Annotated in this window: 19 protein-coding genes and 2 tRNA genes; 16 read left to right on the forward strand and 5 right to left on the reverse strand. The window is 43.7% G+C overall.

From position 1 onward, the window contains the following. Positions 1-131: 131 nt before the first annotated feature. Both JMW64_RS04310 and modB read left to right on the forward strand, forming a co-directional pair. Positions 132-1,436: a lytic murein transglycosylase gene (locus JMW64_RS04310; protein WP_201553554.1), complete on the forward strand. Its 1,305-nt coding sequence runs from the start codon at positions 132-134 to the stop codon at positions 1,434-1,436. Between the two features lie 386 nt (positions 1,437-1,822). Then, entirely contained in the window at positions 1,823-2,524 is a 702-nt protein-coding gene (modB, locus tag JMW64_RS04315) for a molybdate ABC transporter permease subunit (protein WP_201553555.1), read from the forward strand. 46 nt (positions 2,525-2,570) lie between these two features. Here the strand turns inward: modB and JMW64_RS04320 are convergent, their stop codons facing one another. From JMW64_RS04320 to JMW64_RS04335, 4 genes are all read right to left on the reverse strand, one after another. Beyond that, positions 2,571-3,575 carry a D-cysteine desulfhydrase family protein gene (locus tag JMW64_RS04320; protein WP_201553556.1) on the reverse strand — a complete coding sequence of 335 codons (1,005 nt, stop codon included), beginning with the start codon at positions 3,573-3,575 and terminating at the stop codon, positions 2,571-2,573. A 317-nt stretch (positions 3,576-3,892) separates the two neighbouring features. Next, the gene (locus tag JMW64_RS04325; RefSeq protein ID WP_227676300.1) at positions 3,893-4,696 is read right to left on the reverse strand and encodes a DUF5020 family protein; all 804 of its coding nucleotides are present in this window, start codon (positions 4,694-4,696) and stop codon (positions 3,893-3,895) included. Positions 4,697-5,288: 592 nt separating this feature from the next. Continuing rightward, positions 5,289-5,365 (reverse strand) — tRNA-Asp (locus JMW64_RS04330). 65 nt (positions 5,366-5,430) lie between these two features. After that, positions 5,431-5,506 (reverse strand) — tRNA-Val (locus JMW64_RS04335). Between the two features lie 296 nt (positions 5,507-5,802). Between JMW64_RS04335 and JMW64_RS04340 the strand changes: the two genes are divergently transcribed. The 7 genes from JMW64_RS04340 to JMW64_RS04370 all read left to right on the forward strand — a co-directional run bounded on the left by JMW64_RS04340 (position 5,803) and on the right by JMW64_RS04370 (position 16,288). Continuing rightward, positions 5,803-7,440, forward strand: coding sequence for a cardiolipin synthase (locus tag JMW64_RS04340; protein ID WP_201553557.1), 1,638 nt, complete (start codon positions 5,803-5,805; stop codon positions 7,438-7,440). Positions 7,441-7,544: 104 nt separating this feature from the next. After that, positions 7,545-9,002, forward strand: a complete 1,458-nt coding sequence (locus JMW64_RS04345) for a tetratricopeptide repeat protein (RefSeq protein ID WP_201553558.1) — start codon at positions 7,545-7,547, stop codon at positions 9,000-9,002. Positions 9,003-9,224: 222 nt separating this feature from the next. Next, positions 9,225-10,811 carry a 3-deoxy-D-manno-octulosonic acid transferase gene (locus JMW64_RS04350; RefSeq protein WP_201553559.1) on the forward strand — a complete coding sequence of 529 codons (1,587 nt, stop codon included), beginning with the start codon at positions 9,225-9,227 and terminating at the stop codon, positions 10,809-10,811. After that, positions 10,808-11,533, forward strand: coding sequence for a 16S rRNA (uracil(1498)-N(3))-methyltransferase (locus JMW64_RS04355; RefSeq protein ID WP_201553560.1), 726 nt, complete (start codon positions 10,808-10,810; stop codon positions 11,531-11,533). Before JMW64_RS04350 ends, JMW64_RS04355 begins: the two co-directional genes overlap by 4 nt. A gap of 291 nt (positions 11,534-11,824) precedes the next feature. Beyond that, entirely contained in the window at positions 11,825-12,949 is a 1,125-nt protein-coding gene (locus JMW64_RS04360; protein ID WP_201553561.1) for an extracellular solute-binding protein, read from the forward strand. A gap of 173 nt (positions 12,950-13,122) precedes the next feature. Next, the gene (locus tag JMW64_RS04365; RefSeq protein ID WP_201503112.1) at positions 13,123-14,829 is read left to right on the forward strand and encodes an ABC transporter permease; all 1,707 of its coding nucleotides are present in this window, start codon (positions 13,123-13,125) and stop codon (positions 14,827-14,829) included. 106 nt (positions 14,830-14,935) lie between these two features. Further along, entirely contained in the window at positions 14,936-16,288 is a 1,353-nt protein-coding gene (locus JMW64_RS04370) for an ABC transporter ATP-binding protein (protein WP_201553562.1), read from the forward strand. 157 nt (positions 16,289-16,445) lie between these two features. Here the strand turns inward: JMW64_RS04370 and JMW64_RS04375 are convergent, their stop codons facing one another. Further along, positions 16,446-17,318 (reverse strand): methyltransferase domain-containing protein, encoded by an 873-nt coding sequence (locus JMW64_RS04375; protein ID WP_201553563.1) that lies wholly within the window; start codon positions 17,316-17,318, stop codon positions 16,446-16,448. Between the two features lie 322 nt (positions 17,319-17,640). On the opposite strand from JMW64_RS04375, the gene JMW64_RS04380 reads away from it, so the two are divergent. The 7 genes from JMW64_RS04380 (at position 17,641) to JMW64_RS04410 (ending at position 26,559) form a co-directional block, all read left to right on the forward strand. Continuing rightward, positions 17,641-19,332 (forward strand): alpha/beta hydrolase family protein, encoded by a 1,692-nt coding sequence (locus tag JMW64_RS04380; protein ID WP_201553564.1) that lies wholly within the window; start codon positions 17,641-17,643, stop codon positions 19,330-19,332. 105 nt (positions 19,333-19,437) lie between these two features. After that, positions 19,438-19,617, forward strand: coding sequence for a YdcA family protein (locus tag JMW64_RS04385; RefSeq protein ID WP_201553565.1), 180 nt, complete (start codon positions 19,438-19,440; stop codon positions 19,615-19,617). Between the two features lie 305 nt (positions 19,618-19,922). After that, a complete protein-coding gene (gene gyrA, locus JMW64_RS04390) occupies positions 19,923-22,742 on the forward strand; it encodes a DNA gyrase subunit A (RefSeq protein ID WP_201553566.1) in 2,820 nt (939 codons plus the stop codon). Between the two features lie 187 nt (positions 22,743-22,929). Next, entirely contained in the window at positions 22,930-24,000 is a 1,071-nt protein-coding gene (rarD, locus tag JMW64_RS04395; RefSeq protein WP_201553567.1) for an EamA family transporter RarD, read from the forward strand. 241 nt (positions 24,001-24,241) lie between these two features. Then, positions 24,242-25,312: an EamA family transporter RarD gene (gene rarD / locus JMW64_RS04400; RefSeq protein WP_201553568.1), complete on the forward strand. Its 1,071-nt coding sequence runs from the start codon at positions 24,242-24,244 to the stop codon at positions 25,310-25,312. A 215-nt stretch (positions 25,313-25,527) separates the two neighbouring features. Continuing rightward, positions 25,528-26,196 (forward strand): glutathione S-transferase, encoded by a 669-nt coding sequence (locus tag JMW64_RS04405; protein ID WP_201553569.1) that lies wholly within the window; start codon positions 25,528-25,530, stop codon positions 26,194-26,196. A gap of 93 nt (positions 26,197-26,289) precedes the next feature. Then, entirely contained in the window at positions 26,290-26,559 is a 270-nt protein-coding gene (locus JMW64_RS04410) for a hypothetical protein (protein WP_045451779.1), read from the forward strand. Positions 26,560-26,565 lie beyond the last annotated feature (6 nt).

The following is a 26,565-nucleotide window of genomic DNA, read 5'->3' on the forward strand; positions in this document are numbered from 1 at the left end:
CCAAGTAGTGACTGATTTGGCAAGTTTAGTGGCTTTATTCAGAGCGCTTGAATTTCAGAGTGTTTGAATAAAGCCACTTTAACTAAATCGGTTTATTTGAGTCGCTTTACTTATTCATACTTGAGAATTTTATGATGTTAAAAAAACAATATCTTGCTCTGTTTCCTGCGTTAGTGATGGTTGGGTGTACCAGCCAACAGGCGATGCAAAAACCTAGCAAACCCGTGCGTCAAGGCAGCGTTCAGATTACCCAAACTCAAACCATTCAAGTGAAGCCAGCACCGAAGCCTGTCATCAAGCCGCAGCCAGTGGCAAAGCCAAGCTATAACAGCTTCTCTGATTGGAAGTCGGATTTTTCTATGCGGGCGATTTCATCAGGCCATGATGCAGCGACGGTGCGTCGTCTACTTGATACCGCTTATTTAAATCAGCAAGTCATCTCACTTGACTCAGGACAGCCAGAGTTTTCTAAGATGCCATGGGAATATGTCGATTCTGCCGTATCTGATGGGCGTGTGAGTACTGGTAAGCGTAAGTTTGCCGAGCAACGGGCATTTTTGTCGCAATTAGAATCGCAGTACGGTGTCAATGCAGAAATAATCGCTGCCATTTGGGGCATGGAGTCGTCATACGGCGTGGTGACGGGTAATAGCAGCATACCAAGCTCACTTGCGAGTCTGGCTTATGATGGTCGTCGCCAAGAATTTGCCGAAACTCAGTTGTTGTCATTAGCGACGTTATTGCAGCGCGGTGATGTGTCTTGGTCGCAGCTCGATGGTTCTTGGGCAGGCGGCATGGGACAGACGCAGTTTATCCCTGATACTTGGCTGAAGCACGGAGTGGATGGCGATGGTAATGGTCACCGTAATCCGTGGGCAACGGGCGATGCACTGGCGTCCACCGCTAATTATTTGAGCAACTCAGGTTGGGTTAGAGGTCTAGCGCCATTTTACGAAGCGACCATTCCTGCTTCATTCGATTACTCCATGGTTGGTAGTAAGCAGCCTGCCGCGAGATGGGCGGCGATGGGTGTTGATACGATAGCTGATGTTTATTTGGATGCCAATACCGAAATGGAGCTGTGGCTACCAGCTGGCAAGGATGGTCCAGTACTGCTACTCAGCCCAAACTTTGATGTGATCAAGGTCTATAATAACTCATCGAGCTATGCGCTAGGTGTCAGCTTGTTGGGTAAAGCGCTTGCTGGACAAGGCGGATTACAGAAATCATGGCCGCGTTATGAGCGTCCATTATCCACAGCTCAAGTACGAAATTTACAGCAGCGTTTGACCAACTCAGGCTATGATACCAAAGGCGCTGACGGTATCGTGGGTACCAATACTCGGTTGGCGTTCCAGCGCTGGCAAGCAGACAATGGTCAGACTCCAGACGGCTTTATTACTCAGCGTAGTGCGTCATCGTTAGCTTCGTGGTGAAGCAGGTTGATTGCACTGTTTGTGACTCGTATTGATTCTCATATTAGCGTGTTAAAAGAAATTTTTTAACCATCATTTTTGACGGTAATAGTTAATACGATGAGCTTAGTGAATAAAATAAAAAAGCACCTTATTAGGGTGCTTTTTTATTTTACGCTATGATTGTTTTTCAACAGACTTTAATCTTGTCAGGTTTTAATAAATAATATGGACACAAGAAGGCTGATACTGTGACTGATAAACGCTACACTGTTTGTTTATCAATGTGCTTTACTTATCAACGCGCTATTTATAAGAGCTGACATTATATTTGTCTGTTCAATCTTTTAATATTAGATACAATAGATCCTTTATCCTCATAACGAATGGCAACGAGCAGTGACATTATGATAGACCAGTCTCTTATGTCCGATATGCTTAGTCCGTTTTGGGTCAGTATTAAGCTTGCTGGTGTCACTACCATTTGTTTATTACTGTTCGCAACGCCTGTGGCTTATTGGCTTGCTAAGCCCAGTCGTAGGCAAGTTGTGTCACGTCTTAAAGTCTTGCTTATGGGCATCATTGCCATGCCATTGGTTTTGCCACCTACCGTCATCGGCTTTTATCTTTTATTACTGTTAAGCCCTAGTGTCGGTATTGGTAAATGGCTTAGCGAACATAATATCAGCCCCTTGATATTTACTTTTGAAGGTCTTGTCATTGGTTCGATTATTTACTCCTTGCCTTTTTATATTCAGCCTGTCTACGCCCAATTTTTACGTATTCCACAAAGCGTGATGGAAGTGGCACATTTATTGGAGCCAAGCCGTTTCAAGCGGTTTCTCAGAGTCGCTCTGCCACAAGCGCGTGTCGGTATTGTGCTTGGTAGCTTAATAAGTTTTGCCCATACTATTGGTGAGTTTGGCGTGGTTTTGATGATAGGGGGTAGTATATCCGATGAGACTAAAGTGGTCTCGATTGCGATATATGAGCAAGTAGAGGCGCTGAATTACGAGGCAGCGCACATGATGTCTGGGATTCTCATCATTATGGGAGTGGTTATGGTGGCGCTGATTGCTAGTGTGAGCCGGCTTAATCAACGCTTATAAGATTGTAGTTAATACCTATAGCTTGAGTTAATGCGTCAAAATTTATTTATCCATTTCTTTTCATCATATCTAAGTCACTTGAGTAGGCAAATAAAGCTGGTGCACCGCCCGTATGCCAAAATAAGACACGATCGGTTTTCTTGATTTTGCCAGACCGAATCATATCTATGAGTCCGCCCATCGCACGACCCGTATAGACAGGATCTAAAAGTATACCCTCTGTTTGAGCTGTCATTGCAATGGCTTCATTTTCTAATGTACCAACCACGCCATAACCTTCGCCCACATAATCAGAGTTGAGTGTTAAATCGCTTTCTGAAAACTGATGATCGGCACCGATAAGGGAGGCCGTGCTATTGGCAAGCGCGACGGTATACTGATCAAAAGGCACTTTGTCTGTTTCGCCTTTATCGATATTGATACCTACGATTTGGGCGGGCGAGTTGAGTATTTTTTTGCCAAGCATCAAACCAGCTTGTGTTGCCCCAGAGCTAGAAGCAAAAACGATATGAGTAAATGATAGGTCCATGCTTTCACGTTGCGATTCCAACTCTTTAAAAGCTTCTACAAACGCTAAAGCACCCAGCTCATTGGAGCCGCCATAGGGTATGACATATGGTTTTTTGCCTTGTTTTGTTAATTGCTCAACGATTTTAGGAATGTCTTCTCCTTTGCGATGGGCGCCTGCCCAGTGAATATGCGATCCAAAAATTTTGTCTAATAAAAGATTGCCACTTGTTTGTTCGGGTTCTTCTCCACCCAATACTAAATGGCATTCAAGTCCCAAGCTTGCTGCTGCGGCAGCAGTTTGGCGACAATGGTTTGATTGTGCGGCACCTGCCGTAATCACGCAATCAGCACCTTGAGCAAGGGCATCACCTATGATAAATTCAAGCTTACGGGTTTTATTGCCACCCAATGCCAGTCCTGTATTGTCATCTCGTTTCATAAAAATAGTAGGGCCATCAAGCGCTTTACTCAATCTGCTGAGCGCTATCAATGGAGTGGGGAAGAAGCCCAATGATTGTCTGGGTATGTGGTTATATTCCATATTTTGTCCCTTTTATAATAAAGAAATGCTGAATAAGTTTGAAATATAGCCATTGATAAAGTCAGTTAAAGATGATTATTTAGTGGATATAAATAGCCAATAATTATACGTCGTAACAGCCTTATAAAACGTATGAATGCGTATCCAGCTTGAGAATCAGTGGAATCCTAAGGGTTAATTTATCAAATATACAATGAAAATCCTCATGCAAGCTGTCAATTTTGCATGAGGACTCTTTATTTTATTAACAAACTGTTTATTTTAGTGAGAAAGAGTTGAGAGCTGTTTTAGAACTATTCGTCAAACCAGTTAGACGGTTAAAAATGAAACTTCACTAGAGCGCTAGGCACGTTTTGAGTTGTATCACTGCCATACTTATTTTTCCAGTAACTATATTCCATACCGACCTCTAAGCGATTATCAATGCCTAATAGTGGTTGTAAGTTATACTTTATTTGCGGATTGATATGTAGTTGGTTTTTTAAGTCATCATTGTTAAAAGAGTAGTCTACATAACCATCGACCACAAAATTGTTTTTCTCCCAACCGTAAGTTAAGGTGATTTGCTGGTCATCATCAGTATTATCATTGAAGACATGGTACAAGGAAGCAGAGGCGTACTTCATACCTGAAATAGGGACATTCAAATCTGCCCCTAGTCCTATCATATAGTTGTCTTGGCTAAAGCCTTTGCTGTTCGAGCCAAACTCATATTGCCCCGCTAGATTGAGCTGTTTGATAAAGCTATCATCGAAAGTTGTGAGCTTAAGCTTGGGCGCAAACTCACCATAGGTTTCTTTAAATCTATTGTTTTCAATATCATTTGCGCCTTGATGACGATCGACGAAGAAAAATACGCCGCCCCAACTATGGGTAGATGCGTGCTCCAGAGTGATGGTCGTCAATTCTCCGTCTTCTACCAGCTCATAGTCATTACCATACAGTACAGAAAGACTGGTATCGGTGAAAAGCACCTTTGCATGGCTGCTGCTCATCGTACCCAAGGCAACGATCGCGGCTAAAGCGGTGGTTAATGAGCTACTAAAAAACAGTTTTTTCTGAATATTGGTTCTACATAATTGGCTAGCCAGTGGCAGGTTTGCAAATAAGTGATAACGCACAGTAATATTCCTTTATATAGAGTGGGTCATCCTAGCAGGCTGGGTATATGACAGAAGCGCGTTTTAACTTCCTGTCAAAACGGGTCAATACTGCTAAGGATAAAGCGCGGTCAGGTTTCGGTAGCAATCTAAAGTAATGAAGATAAATGTTATCAATATAAGTATTGTCAAAAGTATAAAAAATGCTCTGTTGGCTATGTTATCTGCAATAATTCTTAACACTTTGAAACAGTTAAGCATGTTTTATAGTGAGTGACAACCATAAGCTGGCTAAGAATAACGGTCTATCAAGCCTTCTAAGTATTTGATATTACCTAAGTTTATGATTTTATTAAATTAACTGACTAAATGGTCAGCTTTATTATTTTTGTAAACAAGGAGATGTGTCGAAGTAGTTGGTCGGCTAAACCACTAGCAATAATTATTACGATTCAGAGTAGTGAGAAGAGCTGGTAGGGTGGTTGAGGACAAATGATATGAGAGGCAAGTGAATAGAGGTATGGCAGAATTAATAAACACAAAAAAACCTCAAACAATCTAATGTTTGAGGCGAAACTTGCTTAAACTCGAAAGTCTAAATTCGTTTTAAATATGGCGCAGCGGACGGGACTCGAACCCGCGACCCCCGGCGTGACAGGCCGGTATTCTAACCAACTGAACTACCGCTGCTTAGGTCGTACTTAGTTTATTTAACCACTTAGCCTACTACTTAAAAGTAACGCTATACTAAATAGTGGTGGGTGATGACGGATTCGAACCGCCGACATTCTGCGTGTAAGGCAGACGCTCTACCAACTGAGCTAATCACCCTTCGAACAATTGCTATGCAATTTATTCAACATCAACTGAGCTCTAAGTTTGTCACTAAGCTCTGCTGCTGTGGGTGTGTATTATATAGATTTACACATGGCTGTCAAACAGTTTTTTAACTATTTTGAAAAATAATTGAAAATACTGTCTGAAAGCTATTATTAATAGTAGTCTGAGGCACGTGTTTACTAAGGTTGCTGCTTAAAAACTTATTATGGTTAGTCATTGTTTGATGGTCAAAAACTACTATACTATTGAGGGTGTTTGACGACTCATGCTTTATTTTATGTTGATTGTTGGAGGCGGGCATAGAAAATTCCACTATTGAACAAACTTTTACGACCTGGTCTTGGGGAGACTTTGCAGGCTTGGGTCTGGTATTGCATATTGTTCTCATGATAGTAATGACGCTACGTGTTGTATCGGTACAGCGCAATATTGGTGTATCTATCGCTTGGATTGCTGTGCTCTATACCTTGCCTCTTTTTGGTTTCATCGCTTATATACTATTGGGTGAGCCGATGATAGGGCGGCGCTATCGTCAACGAGTAGACCAAGCAAGCTTATTGATGGATGATATGGCACGGCGTGAGAATTTGGTTTTTGATCAGGGACAAGAGCTGCTGCCAGCTAACTACCGCGGTGTCAGTCAAATAGGCACGCGTTGGACGGGGCTGGGCGTGTTTCCTAATCACAATATGCAGCTATTGACGGATCCTCATACTATTTTTCAGAGATTAATCGAAGATATCAATGCCGCTCAGAGTATTATCCTGATGGAGTTTTATATTGTTTATCCTAAAGGACAAGTGCTAGAGCTGATAGAGGCGCTGTCAGCGGCAGCGCAGCGTGGTATTGAGTGTCATATCTTGGCCGATAGCGTGGGCAGCTTTAGTTTCTTTAATAGTAGCGCGCATCGTACATTAGAAAAAGCAGGTGTCTTTGTCCATCAGTCACTACCAGTGGGTTTGTTTAAAACGCTATTTAAGCGCTCTGACTTGCGTAACCATCGTAAGATTATCGTGATTGATGAGCACATTGGCTATATCGGTAGCTTTAACTTGGTCGATCCAAGATTTTTTAAACAAAATAAAAACGTTGGACAGTGGATCGATGTGGCGATACGCACGACCAGTCAACACTCTATTAGTATTACGACAGCCATGGCGATCGTGGTGGCCACGGATATTGGTGCGGAAAATAACGACAATTTAGACGCGCTCAATCAGCGCGTCAATGGCTATACTCGTAAACTATATGTGATGAACCCAACCATTAATGATTTAAACAGTCGGGTAAAGGTATTGGCTGGTGAGATCGACTATTATAAGCAACCAAATATTGGCTCAACATCGATTGTGATACCGAAGATGCCGATGGTAGAAGGAGTGCTGGCGCAGCTGATACCCTCCGCACCGCAAGTGACAGCCCATGTTATTTACAATACATTGGTGACCGTTATTCATCGCGCCAATAAACGCATTCGCATTACCACACCGTATTTTGTACCTGACGAGGCGCTCTCGGGAGCATTAACGATCGCTGCCAAACGCGGGGTTGAGGTGACGCTGATTGTCCCGGAAAAGGTGGATTCGTTTCTTGTACAGCATGCGTCACAAGCCTATTATCAAGAGTTGCTCGAGGCGGGTGTGACGATTGCTTTGTTTAAGGGTGGTCTTTTGCATACCAAAACAGTGGTTATCGATGATGATTACTGTTTATTTGGCACTGTAAACATCGATATGCGCAGTTTTTATCTAAATATGGAAGTGAGCTTGGCCATTTATACACCAGAGATGGTCGCTCAAGTGGCTGATTGTCAAGAAGTCTACTTACAAAGTTGCCGTTTTTTGAGTTTAGAGCAGTGGCAACAGCGCCATGGTGCAGAGCGTTTGTTTGACAATGTGGTACGCTTATTTAGTCCTTTATTGTAGCATTTTCGATTTTAGGGTAAGGTAAACGACTGATGTCAGTTTAGTGCCATGATGACCTTATTTTTATTACTATTAATTTATCCCGATAAAGGATGCGCTTGTCTATGTATGCATCGTCTGCATCACCTCTAACGCCCTTTGACTATATTGCAGCAGGCTATTGGCAAGACTTTTTAGCGGATCGTCCTATCGCTGGTGGCATTGCTTACGAAAGCGAGCTTCGCGATTGTATATTAGATGAGTCATTGGCCAGCTTACAGCGAGTCGATACGCTGCTGTCGCACATACGCCGTGAGATGGTTAAAACTGGTCGATGGCATGAAGAGACATTATTGCTCGATGAACGCTATCGTAACTTTATGGTATTTTTGGCGTTTTATGCAGGGCGAGTATTGGCACAGCAATGGCAAAGTACGCCGCATTGGTATGGACAGTTTGAGCTACATAAGCGCTATCCTGAACTGGCTCTTACAACCGATGATTTTTATCAACATCTGGCGGTTGTCTATTGTCAGTCGGCTGATGCTAATAGCGTTACGTCATTGTTTTTTGCCCTAGAGCCGATAGGATTACGGTTATTTGGTCATATTGATCGGCCGTTTGAGGCGGTACAAGGCGGTCAAGTGGCGAGTGGTCTTTATCAAGCGGTTAGCGCAAGGTTGCCACATGCGTACGACAATCACGTGGCTAATTCGATCATACCAGCCATTAATATCAGCACACCAAATACAAGTGCTAGTGTAGAGCGCATTAAAATGATTGATAGTCAGAAACCGTTAGAAAAACAAAGGTTGAGTCATACGCCATATGATGCGCCAAAATCTCAGAACCTGTCTCAGCAAGAGAGCCACACTAAGCCTGTGCTGTCTAAATCAGAAACAGTACAACCTCATACAACCTCAGAAAATACGGTATTAGAGCAGCCACTACCATCGTTAGTGCCTTCTATTCAAGAATTACCAACGCCCGCGATTTTTACTCAATTGCTCGTAGAGCTGGATAACATAGAAGTCGTTCAAACGGCTGGAAATATTGAGTATCAGCAAGCCCATAAAGTGCTTGAGCAGTTTGAGCAACACATTGCCAAACAAAGTCAGCCACGCACGCAAATGCGCTTTTCAGAGAGTCATTTAACGACAAAAAAGCAAGCGCTATTAACACTACAAGAGGCGGCGCAGGCGGGTAATAGTGCTGCCATGCTACATTTGGCAATGTATGAGTTACTTGGTGAAGGATTAGCGGTTGATAAGCGTGCTGCTACAGCGTCAGGGATTGAATGGGTTAAGCAGGCAGCTAGCAAAAATGACAGTCGTGCGCAGCGCCTACTAAGCAAGATGTATTACCAAGGGGTCGGCGTGGCGCAAGATATAGACACTGGTAAATATTGGCTAGAGCAAGCAGCAAAGAATGGACATGCGGAAGCGGCGAGCGTAGTAGGGCAATGGCAACAGGCGCAAGCGCTGATAACGACACAAAAACAAGAGCAACATAGCATGAAGCGTTATCAGTTGTTATTCGCCGCCCTACTCGTAGTGGCAATATTGATCCTAATTATTGTCTAAAATATTTTATGGCAACACGCTGTAAAGCGTATTGTTAATCGCTAAATTCAGGTAGAATTGGCGCATTTTTTACCGTCACCTTACTATAGTCGATTTAATTTAAAGAGGTAAAAGGCAACCGAGTGCAGATGTATAGGTAATACTGCAAACGAGGTTAATGCCGTCACTCTTTTATAGTGAATTGACTATATTATTTAAGCCATTACTAATCTGGGCAACTTTATGCCATCTTCTCCTATATCCTCTGATTGTGCTTTGGAAGCGACTGACCCAGTATCGTTGCCCAGCCGCACTGTTTATACTGCGCCTTTGTATTATCAGTGCGCCATTGGCTTACTTAAGCCGCTATATCGACTGCAAGTTTGGCAACGCTCACACAACCGCGACAACTATCAACAAGAAGTGGCGCAGCGTTTTGGTAAGCAATATCCACCGCGACCAGTGGCTAAACTGACTAATGCGCAAACTGATAAAGGCGTTATTTGGTGTCATGCGGTGTCATTGGGAGAGACCAATACCGTCGCGCCCTTATTAGATGCATTATTGGCTGATGGCTATCAAATATGGTTAACTAATACCACGCAGACAGGTTTTGCTCGCGGTGCCAGCCGTTTCACCGATGATATTGTTCAAGGTCGGATGAGCCATAGCTACGTACCTGTCGACAGCCCAACTGTGATTGAGGCTTTTTTGGGTCATGTCAAGCCCATCGCTGCTCTGTTTGTCGAAACAGAACTGTGGGCAAATATCCTAACCAAATTATCCGAACACCATATTCCCAGTATCTTGGTCAACGGTCGGCTGTCAGCGTCTTCTTTTAAAAGTTATCAAAAAATTGCTGCGGTCAGTGCCAGTATGATGAAAAACCTGACTTTGATTATCGCTCAAGACAGCGACTCAGCGAAACGCTTTCGACAATTGGGTGCGAATAGCGCGCAAATTCGTGTCGCAGGTTCACTAAAATGGGTGATTAATACGCCTCAAATTGAAGATAAAGCGGCTGATATAGAAGCTAATTATACAGAAAATCCTAGCGTACCAAACCAATATTCTGAATCGGTCCAAGAGTCTACATTAGCAAAAGAGATGAATATCGCTGGTCGACCGATTTGGATTGCCGCAAGTACCCATAGTGGCGAAGAAGAGACGGCACTGTCATTGCATCAACAGCTATTGTCTCATCCCGCGCTCGCTGATGCGCTGCTTATCATTGTACCTAGACATCCTGAACGTTTTGATGAAGTAGCAGCGCTCATTCAAGCGTCTGAATTAACAATGGCACGGCGTAGTGCAGAAGATAGCATTCATGTAGACACACAAGTCTATCTGGCTGATAGCATGGGTGAGCTGATGACGTGGTATAAGTTGGCAGATGTGGCACTGGTCGGCGGCTCGTTAGTAGATGTCGGTGGGCACAATCCCGTTGAGCCAGCGAGTGTGGCAACGCCTGTACTCATGGGGCGCTATACGCAGTCTTGTCAAAGCGTGGTAGATAAATTGGCGGAGGTCGGCGCGTTATATCAGCCAAACAATGTTTTCTATCGTCCCGTTACTGTTAATACGGCTACTACTAATGATGATACGAGTCAACAATCCTCTCGTAAGAAGCCTGCCGCTAAAGAGGAGGTAGCGCTCATTTATCAGCAACTAGTGTCTTGGCTCAGTGATCTTGAGGTAGCGGCACAAGCAGGGCAAGCTGGCGCGCGAATGACGAGACAACAGCAAGCCGTATTGACCCGGCAATTTACCATGATTAAAGAGGTTGTCGAGCAGCATGCTATTCAACAACCAAGCCAAGAGCTGCTATGAATTGTTTATTATTACCCATTGAAAACTTCTCTTCGGATGCGGCATATATTGATGAATTATCACAAATAAATCACGTCAATAAAGTACTAACAGCAAAAGTTGGTGATACGCTGAAAATCGGTCAAATGGGCGGTCATTTGGGCACTGCTGTGATTGAGAGCATCCGCTCTGATGCTATTCAGTTGCGTGATATTCAGCTCACCACTGCGCCGCCACTAAAGCTAGATTTGACCGTTGTGTTGGCACTACCGCGTCCTAAAGTGCTACGCCGCTTAATCATGGATATGACCGCGCTTGGGGTACGCGATATCATCTTAATCAACAGCTATCGCACGCAAAAAAGCTATTGGCAAAGTCCGATGCTTGAGCGCCTTGATGAGTTTGTATTAGAAGGGCTGCAACAAGGAGTTGATACCATAGCGCCTCGTATCACTTTACAAAAACGTTTTAAGCCATTCGTGGAAGATGAGCTGGCAGGTTTGGTAACCAATCGAGCCATCGTGGCGCACCCGTATAGTGAGCTATCCTTTACACAGTATCTACAACAGCCGCCATCGTTAGGATTGCCAAGTCTGGTTTGTATCGGTAGCGAGGGCGGCTGGATTGATTATGAAATAGCACTGCTTGCCACTCAAGGTTGCGCGGCAGTTACTATAGGCTCGCGTATCCTGCGTACAGAAGCCGCCGTCAATGTGATTTTAGGTCAATGGTTGCTGTCGTGAATCAGCAGATAATTGAAAGATAATTAAGACGTGTCATCACTTAGAAAATCTATAGATTGCTCCATGAAGATCTATAAATTTATCACTTAGAAAGTGAAAGTTGAGCCAAATTATCGGTGCATTTCTGAGTTAAACAAATGTATTGATAATTAATCTCATTTCTATTAGTATGTTGTTTCAGAGATTATCGCATGATTGAACCTTATTATTAGAGGTCTTTAGCGCCGTCTTATCTTATTGTCATCTCGTCTATTTATCTCACCTTTTCGTAGCATCATTATGGGGAAAACCATGTCATTGAATGCCATTAGCGCTAACCTATCTTCTACTAAGCTTATCTTGCCTGTTGCCGTATTTGGCATGATGTTGGGACTGGCTGGTTGTAGCAATTCATCTACAACAGAAGAGAGCGTAGAGGTGGAGACATCAGCGGCGGCTACTGAGCAACCAGCTGCTACTGATGGTGCTACGAGTGAAGGTGGTCAAACGATTACCATTTATTCTTCGCGAAATGAGCAGCTGATTAAGCCATTGCTAGACCGTTATACCGAACAGACAGGTGTGAAGATTGAGCTGGTCACAGATAGTACAGGTCCGCTCATGGCGCGTTTGCAAGCTGAAGGTCAGAACACGCCAGCCGACATGCTGCTCACGGTTGATGCGGGTAACTTATGGCAAGCCGCTCAGCAAGGCTTGTTACAACCAGTATCATCTACTGTGTTAGAAGAAAATGTCCCTGCCAAATATCGTGATCCAAAAGGTCAGTGGACAGGGCTATCATTGCGTGCTCGTACGATCTTTTATGACCCAAGTAAAGTCAGTGCCGACCAATTGTCTACTTATGCAGATTTAGCTGATCCGAAGTGGAAAGGCAAGTTATGCCTACGTACCTCTAAAAAGGTCTATAACCAGTCACTTGTGGCCAGTATGATGGAGCATTTGGGCGAAGAAAAAACGGAAGAAATCGTCCGTGGTTGGGTCGCTAACTTAGCGACTGACGTGTTCAGCGATGACACCAGTATGCTAGAAGCCATCGCTGCTGGTCAGTGTGAAGTGGGCATTGCCAACAGTTACTACTACGGTCGTCTGCTCGATGAAAAACCTAACTTCCCTGTGAAAATATTTTGGGCAAACCAAGGCACGACTGGTACACACGTAAATATTTCAGGTGCTGGTGTGGTCGCAGGTTCAGACAATCCAGATGGGACGCTTAAACTGATAGAATGGTTGTCTTCTGATGAGGCGCAAGGTCTTTATGCCAGCTCAGACAAAGAATTTCCAGTAAAAGTAGGGATTGATGAGTCAGAAATGCTCAGATCATGGGGTGAGTTCAAAAAAGACGATATCAATGTGCAAAAGTTTGGTGAGCTACAAACCCAAGCCATTCAGTTGATGGACAAAGCAGGCTATAAATAAGGTATTGACAGTCATACCATTCTCAAAAATGACAATGCCTATCAAGCACGAGTATCAAGCTTGATAGGCTAAATGATAGTGTTTATGTTCAAAGCAGACAGTGTTTTTAACCGTATTTTTGAGTTTGGTATAATGTTATAAGGTCTTTATGCGTATGACACGGTAATAATGATATGATCAAAACGCCAGACGCGTCTGTACGTCAAAACGATACAGTCAATGATAGTGCTAATGTCAACAATATGGATAATCATAATATTGATGGAAAGCAGACTGTCAGCCAAGACCACGCCGTCCGTAAACGTATTATCTCAAAATCAGTCTTAGGACTGATTTCGTCGTTTATGCTTTTGCCAATTTTGATTGTGTTGCTATCTTGGACGCAGCCAATTGCCGATATCTGGACGCACATGGCAGATTATGTGCTGCCGCAAGTGCTTAAAAATACCGCGATTTTATTGCTGATGGTAACGGTCGTGTCTGGCACTATTGGCACCGCGCTTGCTTGGGTAACCAGTATGTACCGCTTCCCTGGACAGCGGTTTTTTTCGTGGGCGCTGATGTTACCACTGGCGATACCTGCTTATGTATTAGCATTTGTCACCATTGGTATTGTTGATTTTAGTGGACCATTACAGACAGGTTTGCGCGACCTAGGCTTTGATGCAGCGATTCCTTCGATCCGTAATGTCTGGGGAGCAGGTTTGGTATTGTCCCTAGCATTTTATCCCTATGTCTATTTGCTGGCACGTCAAGCGTTCTTATCGCAAGGCAGGCGAGCGATTGAAGCGGGACAAATGCTGGGCTTAAGCCGTAGCCGCGTGTTTTTTCGGTTGGCATTACCACAAGCCTTGCCGTGGATTATTGGCGGACTACTGCTTGCCAGTATGGAAACCTTGGCAGACTTTGGTGCCGTATCAGTCTTTAATGTTGATACCTTTACCACGGCTATTTACAAAGCATGGTTTGGTTTCTTTAGTTTGACCACTGCGGCACAATTGGCGGCTTTGCTCATCGGTGTAATCTTTATTGTGGTATTGTTTGAGCAGTATTGGCAAACCAAGCGCGGCAATAACGTGACTCAAGGCAGCAGTCAACGTTTTGATGCCACCACGCCTGCAAAATTGGGTATGACATTACTGTGTACCTTGGTGTTTGCTGGCGCTTTTTTAATCCCATTTTTGCAGCTTATCTACTGGACGGCATTGAATTTTCGCCAAGATTTTGATGCGCGCTATATTGATTTTGTGACCAACAGCCTCATGATTGCTAGCATGACCACGATTTTTATTGCCTTTTTGGCGATTATCATTGCGTGGATTAAGCGGCAGTATCCTGATAAATTGACCAAGCTCATGACTACTTTGGCAAATTTGGGTTATGTGGTGCCGGGTACCGTATTGGCAGTGGGCATATTTATTCCAATTGCTTGGCTAGATAATCAAATGATTGCCTTTGGGATTACCACGCAGCAAGTGCTATCAGGCAGTGTGATTGTGATGCTATTGGCATTATCGACGCGTTTTATGACGGTGAGTTTTCAGCCAGTTGATCGACAGCTACAGCGACTAACGGTCAATCAAGAAGCCGCTGCTAAATTACTGAGTGACAGTCCTTACCAGCGCTGGCGGCAAGTGATGTTGCCTGTTATTAGTCCGGGAATATTGACTGGACTGTTGATGGGGTTTGTTGAAGTCATGAAAGAGATGCCGATTACCTTAATGACGCGTCGCCAAGGCTGGGATACGCTGGCGGTGCGGGTGTTTGAGATGACCAGTGAAGGCATGTGGGGACGAGCTGCGTTGCCCAGTTTATTGATTGTGCTGGTTGGGCTGCTGCCTGTTTGGATATTATTGCGTCAAAGCGATAAGCAAGGTTAAGGTGTTTTTAGAGTGAATCTGCATTATCCGATAGCGCTCCATTTTATGATTTTTTTCACTGTTTTATCTATGGGTTTTATTTACTAATAGCTAACTGGTACCGTCTATGTACACTGATTCAATGAAAGCCTCAGCAGACTCTAAATCAATCAATGCCAAGTCAATAAAGGCCAAGGCAAGACTGGAGCATATAAAAAAATTACCAGTTGCTCAAGTTAAGACGTCGCCCGCCCAGCCTAGTAAGTCTTTAGAAAAAAGTAGTGCTTTTAGCCAAGATGTTGAGACAAATACTGAGGCAGCTACGGCTACTAGTCCTTATTTTAGTGTGCAAGATTTAATCGTCGGTTATGACGATACGATTATCGTCAATGGTTTGTCATTGGAATTGAAGCAAGGCGAGATTGGTTGCTTTTTAGGTTATAGCGGCTGCGGCAAGACCACGGCACTAAGAGCGATTGCAGGGCTGGAACAAAGCCGTGATGGTACGGTTCTCTTAAACAATCAATGTCTTACTGATAAAACTGACCGCAACTCATATGCAGTAGCACCTGCCAAACGCGGTATGGGCATGGTGTTTCAGGACTATGCGTTATTTGGACATTTGAGCGTGGCAAAAAACATCGCTTTTGGTCTGAATAAATGGTCGGCCGCTGACAAAAAAGCCCGTGTCGCTGAGATGCTAGAGCTGGTTGAATTGTCTGAGCATGCTGACAAACGTCCAAATGAGCTGTCAGGTGGCCAACAGCAGCGGGTGGCATTAGCCCGTGCATTAGCGCCTAAGCCAAAACTATTACTGCTTGATGAGCCGTTTTCTAATCTAGATGTGGTGCTACGTGAATCATTGGCAATGAATGTTCGTGATATTCTTAAACGCACCAATACCACGGCAATACTGGTCACTCATGATCAAAACGAAGCTTTTGCACTGGCTGATAAAGTGGGGGTGATGCATAAAGGTAAACTGGTACAGTGGGCAACCCCAAGCGAGCTATATCATGAGCCAATCAGTCCTTTTGTCGCTGAGTTTGTCGGCGAAGGCGCGATGATAGATGGCATCATCAAAGAAGGCCATGTTGAGACGGCATTAGGCGATATCTATCGGCGTATGGAAGTGTACGATGAATCAGGGTACCCACAGTATTGCGAGTACGATTATCCTAATGGCACACCGATTAAGGTGTTGGTGCGCCCTGATGATATCATTCATGACGATGAGAGCAACCAAACCGCTTTAGTCGTTGGACGCGTATTTCGCGGTGCCAACTATTTATATCGCTTGCAACTTGATGACGGGCAAACGGTATTGTCTTTAGTTGCCAGCCACCATAATCATGAGATTGGATCGCAGATTGGTATTTTACCTATCTTAGAGCACGTCGTGGTATTTGATGAAAAAGACATCAATGCGACGACTTGGTCAGAGTATGATAGGTCAGAGAGAGTTGATGAGACAGAATAGTCGCAGCATTTATAAATGATTAGGAAATTAACCTCGCGACATGCACACAGCATGCTATTTACGCTTGGCTGCCTTGTATCTACTTTATACCTGTTTTAAACTGCGGTGACTATATTGATTAAAACTCCCTCCAAAAAACAGGTGCTTGCACTTACGCTTATCGCGTTGCCAATATGTGCAAATAACGTCCCAACCATTTATACGGCTCTAATTGCGAGTAGCGCAGCTCCATGCGTATCACGGCATCTGGGTCATTGTGTCCACCACGCTTAAGCGGGGCATAATCATGGAATACGCGCAGACCGCTGGTGCGTATGGTCTGATAATGATGCGCAGTCAACCAAGATTCAACTTCTTCTTTGGCGACAGGATGGTTGGGCGTGAGGCTTTTTTTGTTATCAGCCTTATATTCTGTATTATCAAGTAAGTTAAAATTACCCATGATTAGGTTGCGATAATCAAAGCTTGCTGGGTTATAAAAGCATAAAGATAGCGCACCATTATCCGCTAATTGCTGATCAAAAAAGTCCATTACCGCAGCGGGCTCTGCCAACCATTCAAGCAGCGCATGACACATGATTAAATCAAACTTTTCACTATTTTCTGTGCTTAACTTTTCTGGCAGCTCCTGATAGGGGCAAACATACCATGTGATATCGAGATTTTCGTCTATCTGCGCGGCACTCGCTTTCGCTTTTTCTAGCATGTTGCCTGAGATATCATTGATGACCAATGTATGACCTTGAGCTGCCAGCTCTATTGCAATCTGTGCCAGCCCTGCACCCACATCCAAAATACGTAAAGGTCGCCCAAGGCTTTCACTCATTCGCGCGCTATATTCAAAGATATCACGGCGTAGCACCGCCAATCGAATATCGCCTTTTAAGCCACCGTAGACCTTTTTTTCAAAATGATCCGCAATCGCATCGAAGCTACGATCGGCACGTATATCTCCTGATGTGTCGATTTGTTGTGTCAGATTAAGCGATTGGTTGTCATGTTCTTTTGTACTTTCACTATTGGTTTGCATAAAGCGCTATCTGTATTAGGGTGGTATTTTGGAACATCGTACAACAAAGATAAAATCTAAGCTAGGCTTGACGCTAATACTAGCTTTACCATAGCGTTAAAGATGCCATTAAATACCTGTTTTCCAGTAGCTTTTCACAATATTTTACGGTATAAGTAGTAAGGTTTAAGAAACAATTATTGAGTAAGTTTTATTGAAAATATTTTCTACTCCAATGTATTCAATGAAAACCATTTAATAAAAAGAGTCTGCCATACTGAAATTTTTTATTGTCAAGGACTCTCAGCAAACGTCTGATCTACCACCGCTAAGGACAGCAACCATGATCGTATCTAAATCTACTACCGCTATAAATAACAAATCATCTAGCAGTACCCATCAATCAGTATCCATTACGACGGGCAAGCCTGTGATGCTGCGCTGCCTATTATCCGTCGCCATTGCCAGTAGCTTGCTGCTCGTCGGTTGTGGCGATGACAATGACTTTGATACTGTCATAGGCTTTGACTCTGCGACGTCAGTTAAATCAATCAGCTCATTTAACACCGCGCAAATAAATACCCAGTTCGGTCTTGATGGTACGGCAACCCCTGATGCCAAATGCGATATCAAAATCGAAAAAGTCAGCTATCCGACAGTAGGGGCAGCGGGTGAGCGTACCAACGCGACAGCAGCTTTGATGCTACCAAGTGGTGACAGTGCTGACTGTCAAGGCGATCGACCTATCTTGCTGTATGCCCATGGCACAACTACGGACAAAGGCTACGATTTTAGTCAAGTCGCTAATCCTCAAAATCCAGCCGCTGGTGAGTCGACATTAATCGCTGCCAACTTTGCGGCTCAAGGCTACATCGTCGTTGCACCAAACTATGCTGGTTATGATGAGTCTGCTCTTGATTACCATCCATACCTTGTGGCTGAACAACAAGCCACTGACATGGCTGATGCATTAGACAGTGCCCGTACCATCATTGCAAGACAACAGCGCGCTAATGATCCTGATTACACCAACCTTGATGACTCTGGTAAGTTATTTATCAGTGGTTACTCACAGGGCGGGCATGTGGCGATGGCAACTGCAAGAATGTTCGAGAAAAATGATGAGCCTGTCACTGCCATTGCACCTTTATCAGGGCCTTATGCACTGGCAGCGTTTGGTGATGCAATATTTTCGGGTAACGTCAATATCGGCGCATCGCGTTTTGCACCGCTACTAGCATCTGGTCTCCAAAATGCGTATGGCAATGTCTATAACAATACTGCTGATATATTCACTGCCAACTATGCAAACACACAATTACCAAGCTTATTGAGCTTTGGTGAGTTGGTCGCTGCTAATAAACTGCCTGATAATGCGCTGTTTGAAAAAGATCCTGAAAACAATCCCACGCTTGATCTTCTACCAGCGCCTACCGTTCCCTTTGCCTCTATTGGCTTCGCGGATGATAATTATCTGATCAAAACAGACTTTCGTACCGCTTATGTCGCAGATGCATTACAGAACCCTGATAGTCTAATCGCGATGACAGGAGCATTACCAGCAGCCAATCCACAAAACAACTTACGAAAAGCCTTAAAAGCCAATGATCTACGTGGGTATGTACCAAAAATGCCAACTCTGCTATGTGGTGGCAATCAAGATCCAACGGTTTTTTATGACCTAAATACCAGTTCAATGGCTGCTATTATTCAAGGGAGTGTCGCACAAAATCCAGCCCTTACCGTTAACGTGACAGTATTAGATGTTGATGCGACGACAGCTAATGATCGTCCTGATAATTCTAATGTTCAACTTATTGGACAGGCGTCCATGAACCAATGGAATATTAATTCTGTAGTAGCAAGTGTTCAAAGTAACTTTGTTCAAAATCTTCAACGCGTAGTAGATGCAGGAGCACAGCAAGGCATACCTGCAAGCGTTGCTGTATTGGGCAACTATCACGGCGGTCTGGTCAGTACGGCTTGTACGCAAGCCACACGTGAGTTCTTTAATCAGGAATTTAAACCTGCTTAATAGAGGTCAGCTTAACCGTAAAAAATAGCTTTGCTATCGAAAAAACTGTGTCCACTGGATGCAGTTTTTTCATGAATACCATTTAATAATTAATAGGAGAAAAATATGAAGTCAATGATGTTATCACTGGTTACCTGTGTCTTTATGATAGCTCCGATCAGTCAAGCACAGGTTAAGAATACACCTTGTTCGGGCAAAATGGGCGGCGTATCTCACTGCTCAAAAGATGGTAAATTTGTTTGCAAAAACGGCAAAATCAGTCAATCAAAACAAGTATGTCGTTAAAGTTGTTTTTACCCTTGTTATTAGAGTGAAAAAAACCGCTAATCAGCTGTTTTGCTTAATTTTAATAACAGCCAGACGCCCCTAAATCAGCAAATTTGTGCTAAAATAGCTTCTTTAATTGAACATTATTTTTAACAAAAACCGTATCACTATTTTCCTATTGTTTTGCACCTTTGACAGTGCTTTTTTAGGGTCACTATTCTGATAGTAGCTGCGCATTGATGCAGCTATATTTTTGTATAACCCATGAGTATCTTGAACAAACGTGTCAACATTAGAAAAACAATGTGAGTGAAGGAGTGTATATGAGCGAATCGGTCAGTCCTATTGGCATCGTAGAGGAACTAAAGCAATCCTATCTGGATTATGCGATGAGCGTGATTGTCTCGCGTGCGCTGCCTGATGTGCGTGATGGGTTCAAACCTGTACACCGCCGTGTGATGTACGCCATGCACGTGCTATCTAACGACTATAATAAGCCATATAAGAAGTCTGCACGTGTCGTCGGCGATGTCATTGGTAAATATCACCCACATGGCGATAGTGCGGTCTATGATGCCATTGTGCGGATGGCGCAGGATTTTAGTTTGCGTTATCCGATGGTTGACGGTCAAGGTAACTTTGGATCGATCGATGATGATCCTCCGGCTGCCATGCGTTATACCGAAGTACGTATGACCAAGCTGACGCATCAGATGCTTGCTGATTTAGACAAAGACACGGTTGATTGGGAAGACAACTACGATGGTTCTGAGCGTATGCCTAGCGTCATGCCAGCGCGTGTTCCAAACTTACTAATCAATGGTGCGACTGGTATTGCTGTTGGTATGGCGACTAATATGGCGCCGCACAACCTGACAGAAGTGATTAATGCTTGTTTGGCTTATGCCGAAAACCCACAAGTATCAGCTGAAGAGTTGATGTCACACATCTCAGGTCCTGATTTTCCTACAGGCGGTATCATTTATGGTCGCGCTGGTATTTTAGATGCTTATCGCACGGGTAAAGGTCGTTTGCACATACGTGGTCGCTATCATATTGAAGCCATGAGTGATACGGGTGTCAACCGCGATCGTGAGCGTATTGTCTTTACCGAAGTACCTTATCAATCTAATAAAGCCAAAATGATTGAGCGTATCGCAGAACTCGTACGTGATAAAAAGATTGAAGGTATTAGCGAGATTCGTGATGAATCTGACAAAGATGGTATGCGTATCGCCATTGATTTGCGTCGTGGTGAGACAGCTGAAGTTATCGTTAATAACTTGTTCTTGCAAACGCCGCTCGAATCAAGTTTTAGTATCAATATGGTGGCGCTCGATAATGGTCAGCCTAAGCTACTAACTTTGCGTCAGCTGATTGCCGCCTTTGTACGTCATCGCCAAGAAGTGGTGACACGCCGTACGATTTATGAGTTAAACAAAGCGCGCGTACGTGGTCATTTGCTCGAAGGTTTGACCGTTGCATTAGCCAATATCGACGAGATTATTGCAACGATTAAAGCCTCTGCTAACCGCGGTTTGGCACGTGAAAGCTTATTAAATAACACGTGGGGTTCAGGTAGCGTGGTGGCGATGCTTACTGCTGCTGGTAGTCAATCTGTGCGTCCTGACTATATCGAAGGCGAAGATCCTAAAGCACCATTTGGCTTGATTGAGGGCGAAGAACGTTATCGCTTATCACTTGAGCAGGTCAACGCGATTTTAGATATGCAGTTGCATCGTCTAACGGGTCTTGAGCAAGACAAATTGACCGAAGAATATCAGGATTTGCTACGTGAAATTGCTCATTTAGAGTCTATTCTTGGTGATTTTGATAAGCTAATGACCATTATCTCCAATGAGATGATTGAGATTCGTGATAACTTTGGTGATGAGCGCCGTACCGATATTATTGACTCACGTACTGATTTTAACCGTGAAGATCTGATTCCTGAACAGACGGTTGTCATGACGGTCTCGCGTACAGGTTATGCAAAAACTCAGCCGATTGACGATTATGTCGCACAAAAACGTGGTGGTAAAGGTAAGTCTGCAACCGCAATGAAAGAAGATGATGTGATTGATCATTTGGTTGTGACCTCAACGCATGCTACCGTATTGTGCTTCACGGATAGCGGTCGTGTCTTTAGCTTACGTGGTTTTGAAGTGCCGATTGCCAGTCGCGGTGCTCGCGGTCGTCCATTAGTGAATTTAATTGGCTTAAATCCTGATGAAACGGTCACTACGATACTGCCAATTCCAAAAATAGTGGAAGAGCTATCGGTAAAAGGTGAGGCGTCAACAGATGCTCTAATAGATGGGGATGATGATCTATTAGACGACAGCACGCAAGCAGAGCCACCTTTTGTGTTCTTTGCAACTGCCAATGGTACGGTGAAGCGGGTAGAGCTTAAGCAGTTTGCCAATATTCGCTCGAACGGCTTGATTGCGGTTGGACTAGAAGAGGGCGATAAGCTGGTCAGTGCTCGTATCACTAATGGTAGCCAAGAAGTGATGTTGTTTGCATCCAGTGGTAAAGCCATTCGTTTTGATGAAAATGATGCTCGCGTGATGGGTCGTACGGCTAAAGGTGTCCGTGGTATGCGTTTGGCGGCTAATGAGTCGATAAAATCATTGGTTGTGATCGAAGATGATGTCCGCGAAATCCTTATTGCTTGTGAAAACGGCTTTGGTAAACGTACCTTTATCGATGAGTTCAATACCCAAAATCGTGGCGGCGGCGGTGTAATTGCTATCAAAACCAGTGAGCGTAATGGTGCGCTAGTAAGAGCCACCAAGGTTGACTCTACAGACGATATTATTTTAATCTCTGACAAAGGTACGTTGGTTCGTACGCCCGTTGAGCATGTCGCTAGCTCTGGTCGTAATACGCAAGGTGTGACGCTGATTCGTTTATCAAAAGACGAGAAGCTGGTCGCTATGGCGCGTGTTGAGCATGAAGAAGGTGACGATGAGCTGGTTGATGCCATGAGAGAAGACGGTACATTTGATGTGGCAGGTCGAGAGCAGATAGATATTGATGCGGCGACTGGCAACACAGCAACGAATGACGTTATGGATATTGCTACTGACAATGAATTAGATGTTCACAGTACAGACGGTGAAAACGCAGACGACGAATAAATGTCTCAGTAGTTAGCTTTTTGATCTAGTCTTATATGATTGTTCTATAAAAAGCCTCTGACGTTATCGTCGGAGGCTTTTGTTTTTTTCTGTATGTCATCTATTGTTAGAGTCTGCCTCTAAGTTTCCGCTGCTCTAATTTTTTATAAATAATGCCCATAAAGTTCTATTTTTTAAGGCTGTTGTTATGCTCTCGACCAATCAAACTTTTCAAGGAACCCTTGCTTCGATATCATCGAGCTTTTTATTTTCGATGATGTTTGTGTTTGGGCTATTTATGCTGCCTTTGACAGGTACGCAGGTAGCCTCATGGCGCGTGCTCATGATGCTGCTAAGTTTGCTATTGTTGGTCAGTTTTACCAAGCAATGGCAACACGTTTTTGATTATTTGAAAACCTTAAAAACTCCGAAAGAGTGGCTGATATTTATTTTGCCCACACCGATTTTGGGTGGTCAAATTTGGCTATTTATGTGGGCACCAGTCAATGGCTTTGGTCTGGATGTCACCTTGGGCTATTTTTTATTACCGCTGGTGATGATAGTGCTTGGTCGTTTCTTTTATCACGAGCATATGAGTGCGTTACAGTGGGTGGCCGCGCTATGTGCAGCCTTAGGTATTGGCTATGATATCTTTCAATATGGCTCAGTATCTTGGGTAACGTTGTTTGTGTGCTTGGGCTATCCACCTTATTATCTGCTGCGGCGTAAACTGGCTGTGCCGCCTATCACAGGACTGTTGTCTGACTTGGCTTTGTTAACGCCAGTGGTGCTCATTATGTTGTATTTTAGCGGTGGCTTTAATACGGCAGCCCAGGACATCAAGTTCTGGTATTTATTACCACTGCTAGGAGCCTTTAGTGCGCTGGCGATGTCCTTAACCATGATTGCCAGTAGCAAATTACCCGTGTCATTATTTGGGGCGCTAAGCTATGTCGAGCCTATGCTGCTGTTTGTTTTATCCATCACTGTTCTAAGTCAAAGTCTCGATGAGGGCGGCTCGCTATTTATGTATGGTATGGTAAGTTTGGCGTTACTGGTGATGATTGCTGATAGTATAAAAGGTTATCTTAAGCGCCGCCGTGACAATCATTTGCATGGCTATCGAGAGCCACAAGTGGGCGGGTTTCCGCCGCGTCGTCGTTTCATAGATCAGCGTATTGATGGGGTTTTAACCGCGCATCGTTTTCGCAAGATTCGGCGCTATCAAAAAAAGATGGATAGAATACAGCAAAAAATCGAGCAGTTGAGTGCAAAGTAAGATGCTGAATGGATAGGTGAACGCTTTAGTGAAGCAGGTGTATTGCTTATCTATTCTGACTTTGACATAATACCGACCACAAGATAAACACGATATATTCCAAGTATTTATCTCAATATTATATGATTATGTTGTAGATAACAGAGTTTATAGATCAAAAAGCCTTCGACGTCCGCGTCGGAGGCTTTTGTTTTTTTCTAAAATTGCCAAGGACGTGCGCTCATTTTTCAAGGTTGTCGTTATGCTTACCACGAATCAAACGTCGCAAGGTACCATCGCTGCAGTGGCAGCAAATTTTTTATATTCATTGCTATTCTTATTTGGTCTATTGATGCAGCCGTTGTCAGGGACGCAAGTCGCTTCTTGGCGCGTACTGATGATGCTATTGAGTCTGGTGCTGCTGATTAGTGTGCTTAAGCAGTGGCAGCATATTTTTGATTATCTCAAAACCCTAAAGTCGCCCAAAGAATGGTTTTTATTTATCATACCCACACCAATATTGGGCGCGCAAATCTGGATATTTATGTGGGCACCTGTCAATGATTTGGGGCTTGAGGTGACACTGGGTTACTTTTTATATCCAATGATTATGATTATGGTTGGTCGGTTTTTTTATAACGAAGACATGAGCTTGTTACAATGGATTGCCACCATTTGCGCAGGCGCAGGTATTGCCTATGATGTCTTTCAGTACGGCAGTATTTCTTGGGCGACTTTATTTGTTTGCTTGGGTTATCCGCCCTATTATCTACTGCGTCGTAAATTGGCAGTGCCGCCGATTACAGGGCTTATCTCTGACCTTGTTTTATTGACGCCGGTGGTGTTGATTGCTTTATATCTCAATGGCGGGTTTGCGCTGGCGATATCTACCGATAAGTTTTGGTATCTGTTGCCACTATTAGGCATTATCAGTACGGCTGCGATGTCATTGACCATGGTTGCCAGCCAAAAGCTGCCCGTCTCATTATTTGGCACCTTATGCTACCTTGAGCCGATATTTTTATTTATATTTTCCATCACGATTTTGCATCAAAGTATCGATGAGGGCGGCTCTTTATTTATGTACGGCATGATTTTTGTCGCGTTGTTGATGATGATTGTGGATAGTGCGCTTGGTTACTTGGCGCGTAAGCGTGATGACCGTTTGCATGGTTATAATGAGCCACAAGTGGGTAGCTTCCCACCACGTCGCCGTCTGAAAAACCGCCGTATTAAAGGTGTATTAACCGCGCATCGTTTCCGTAAAATTAGAAAGTATCAGCAAAAAATACATAAGATGACACGCAAAATTGAAGAGCTGCATTCAAAGTAGCACCTGCCAGCAAGTCGATATAGACCTGACTTAGCGGGCAATGTTTTTCGTCATTACTCTACACAGTTTCTGTGTTAAAGAGGCATTAATTACGCTATTATCGATAGCATTGCTGCCACGCTTAACAACGTTTACTAATAGAATGCGTGGCACCAACTATACATATTATGACTTATTCATACGATAACTTATTCACATTATAACTAGGATGGTTTATGTTACACCTTCATCATTTAGCAAATTCGCGCTCATTTCGTATTATTTGGCTGTTAGAGGAGCTTGGCGTCGATTATCAATTGACTTGCTATAAGCGCAATAAAGCATACCGCGCGCCTGACAGTTTAAAAAAAATACATCCGCTCGGTCATGCACCCATGTTAGAAGTAAATGACCGTGTACTCATCGAATCAGGGTTTATAATCGAATACTTGTTGAAGCATTATGATAGCGAGAAACAGTTCAAGCCTGCGGATGATAATGAAGCGGCGTGGGAGGCTTACACGTTTTGGTTACATTTCGCTGAAGCATCCGTGATGCCGCCATTGGTCATGCGTTTGGTATTTACCAAAGTGGTTGAGCAGTCGCCTATGCTCATCAAGCCTGTGAGCAAAAGCATCCGCAACCAAGTCGAAAAAAATATGATAAGCAAAAGTCTAGATGCTATATTGGCCATGATGGAGCAGCATTTGCAAGACAATCATTGGTTTGCAGGGGCTGAATTTAGTGCCGCTGATATCCAAATGCATCTTGCGGTTGTAGGTGCTAATGCTGGTACAGGATTAGATAGCAGTAAATATGCCAATATCTTAATCTGGCTAAAACGTTGTGAAGAGCGCGATGCCTTTAAGCGTGCAGAAGAAAAGGGTGGTCGTTTGCAGTTCTAAACGCGGCGGATTTAATCGTTCATAAATGACTGATTTAATATTAAAACGAAGGGTTTTGTTTATTCATAGACAAAACCTTTTTTAGGATAAGAAATGACAGACTTAAATAAATCGCATAACAAGCATACTGATGTCGATACTGGCATTGCTGCTAAGCCCGCGCTTGATACTACTGCTGACAATGTGAACCATCAGCAGGTATCTATTAAAGCATGGTCACAAAAATTGCTCGTAGTGATTCTATGTATTGCCAGCTTTTATGGCGGCTGGAAATCTTATGAGTCCAATATGGTCAGTGAATGTACGGCCAATGGTGGGCAGATGGTTGCAGCGCAAAAAACCATGATGTGCCAATTGTCATAGCAGATA

It is taken from the genome of Psychrobacter immobilis, from assembly GCF_904846065.1.
Lineage (GTDB): Bacteria > Pseudomonadota > Gammaproteobacteria > Pseudomonadales > Moraxellaceae > Psychrobacter > Psychrobacter immobilis_H.

Coding starts and splice junctions, on each gene's coding strand:
- JMW64_RS04310 (WP_201553554.1), top strand. CDS start 132: ATGATGTTAAAAAAACAATATCTTGCTCTGTTTCCTGCGTTAGTGATG.
- modB (WP_201553555.1), top strand. CDS start 1,823: ATGATAGACCAGTCTCTTATGTCCGATATGCTTAGTCCGTTTTGGGTC.
- JMW64_RS04320 (WP_201553556.1), bottom strand. CDS start 3,575: ATGGAATATAACCACATACCCAGACAATCATTGGGCTTCTTCCCCACT.
- JMW64_RS04345 (WP_201553558.1), top strand. CDS start 7,545: ATGTATGCATCGTCTGCATCACCTCTAACGCCCTTTGACTATATTGCA.
- JMW64_RS04350 (WP_201553559.1), top strand. CDS start 9,225: ATGCCATCTTCTCCTATATCCTCTGATTGTGCTTTGGAAGCGACTGAC.
- JMW64_RS04355 (WP_201553560.1), top strand. CDS start 10,808: ATGAATTGTTTATTATTACCCATTGAAAACTTCTCTTCGGATGCGGCA.
- JMW64_RS04360 (WP_201553561.1), top strand. CDS start 11,825: ATGTCATTGAATGCCATTAGCGCTAACCTATCTTCTACTAAGCTTATC.
- JMW64_RS04365 (WP_201503112.1), top strand. CDS start 13,123: ATGATCAAAACGCCAGACGCGTCTGTACGTCAAAACGATACAGTCAAT.
- JMW64_RS04370 (WP_201553562.1), top strand. CDS start 14,936: ATGTACACTGATTCAATGAAAGCCTCAGCAGACTCTAAATCAATCAAT.
- JMW64_RS04375 (WP_201553563.1), bottom strand. CDS start 17,318: ATGCAAACCAATAGTGAAAGTACAAAAGAACATGACAACCAATCGCTT.
- JMW64_RS04380 (WP_201553564.1), top strand. CDS start 17,641: ATGATCGTATCTAAATCTACTACCGCTATAAATAACAAATCATCTAGC.
- JMW64_RS04385 (WP_201553565.1), top strand. CDS start 19,438: ATGAAGTCAATGATGTTATCACTGGTTACCTGTGTCTTTATGATAGCT.
- gyrA (WP_201553566.1), top strand. CDS start 19,923: ATGAGCGAATCGGTCAGTCCTATTGGCATCGTAGAGGAACTAAAGCAA.
- rarD (WP_201553567.1), top strand. CDS start 22,930: ATGCTCTCGACCAATCAAACTTTTCAAGGAACCCTTGCTTCGATATCA.
- rarD (WP_201553568.1), top strand. CDS start 24,242: ATGCTTACCACGAATCAAACGTCGCAAGGTACCATCGCTGCAGTGGCA.
- JMW64_RS04405 (WP_201553569.1), top strand. CDS start 25,528: ATGTTACACCTTCATCATTTAGCAAATTCGCGCTCATTTCGTATTATT.
- JMW64_RS04410 (WP_045451779.1), top strand. CDS start 26,290: ATGACAGACTTAAATAAATCGCATAACAAGCATACTGATGTCGATACT.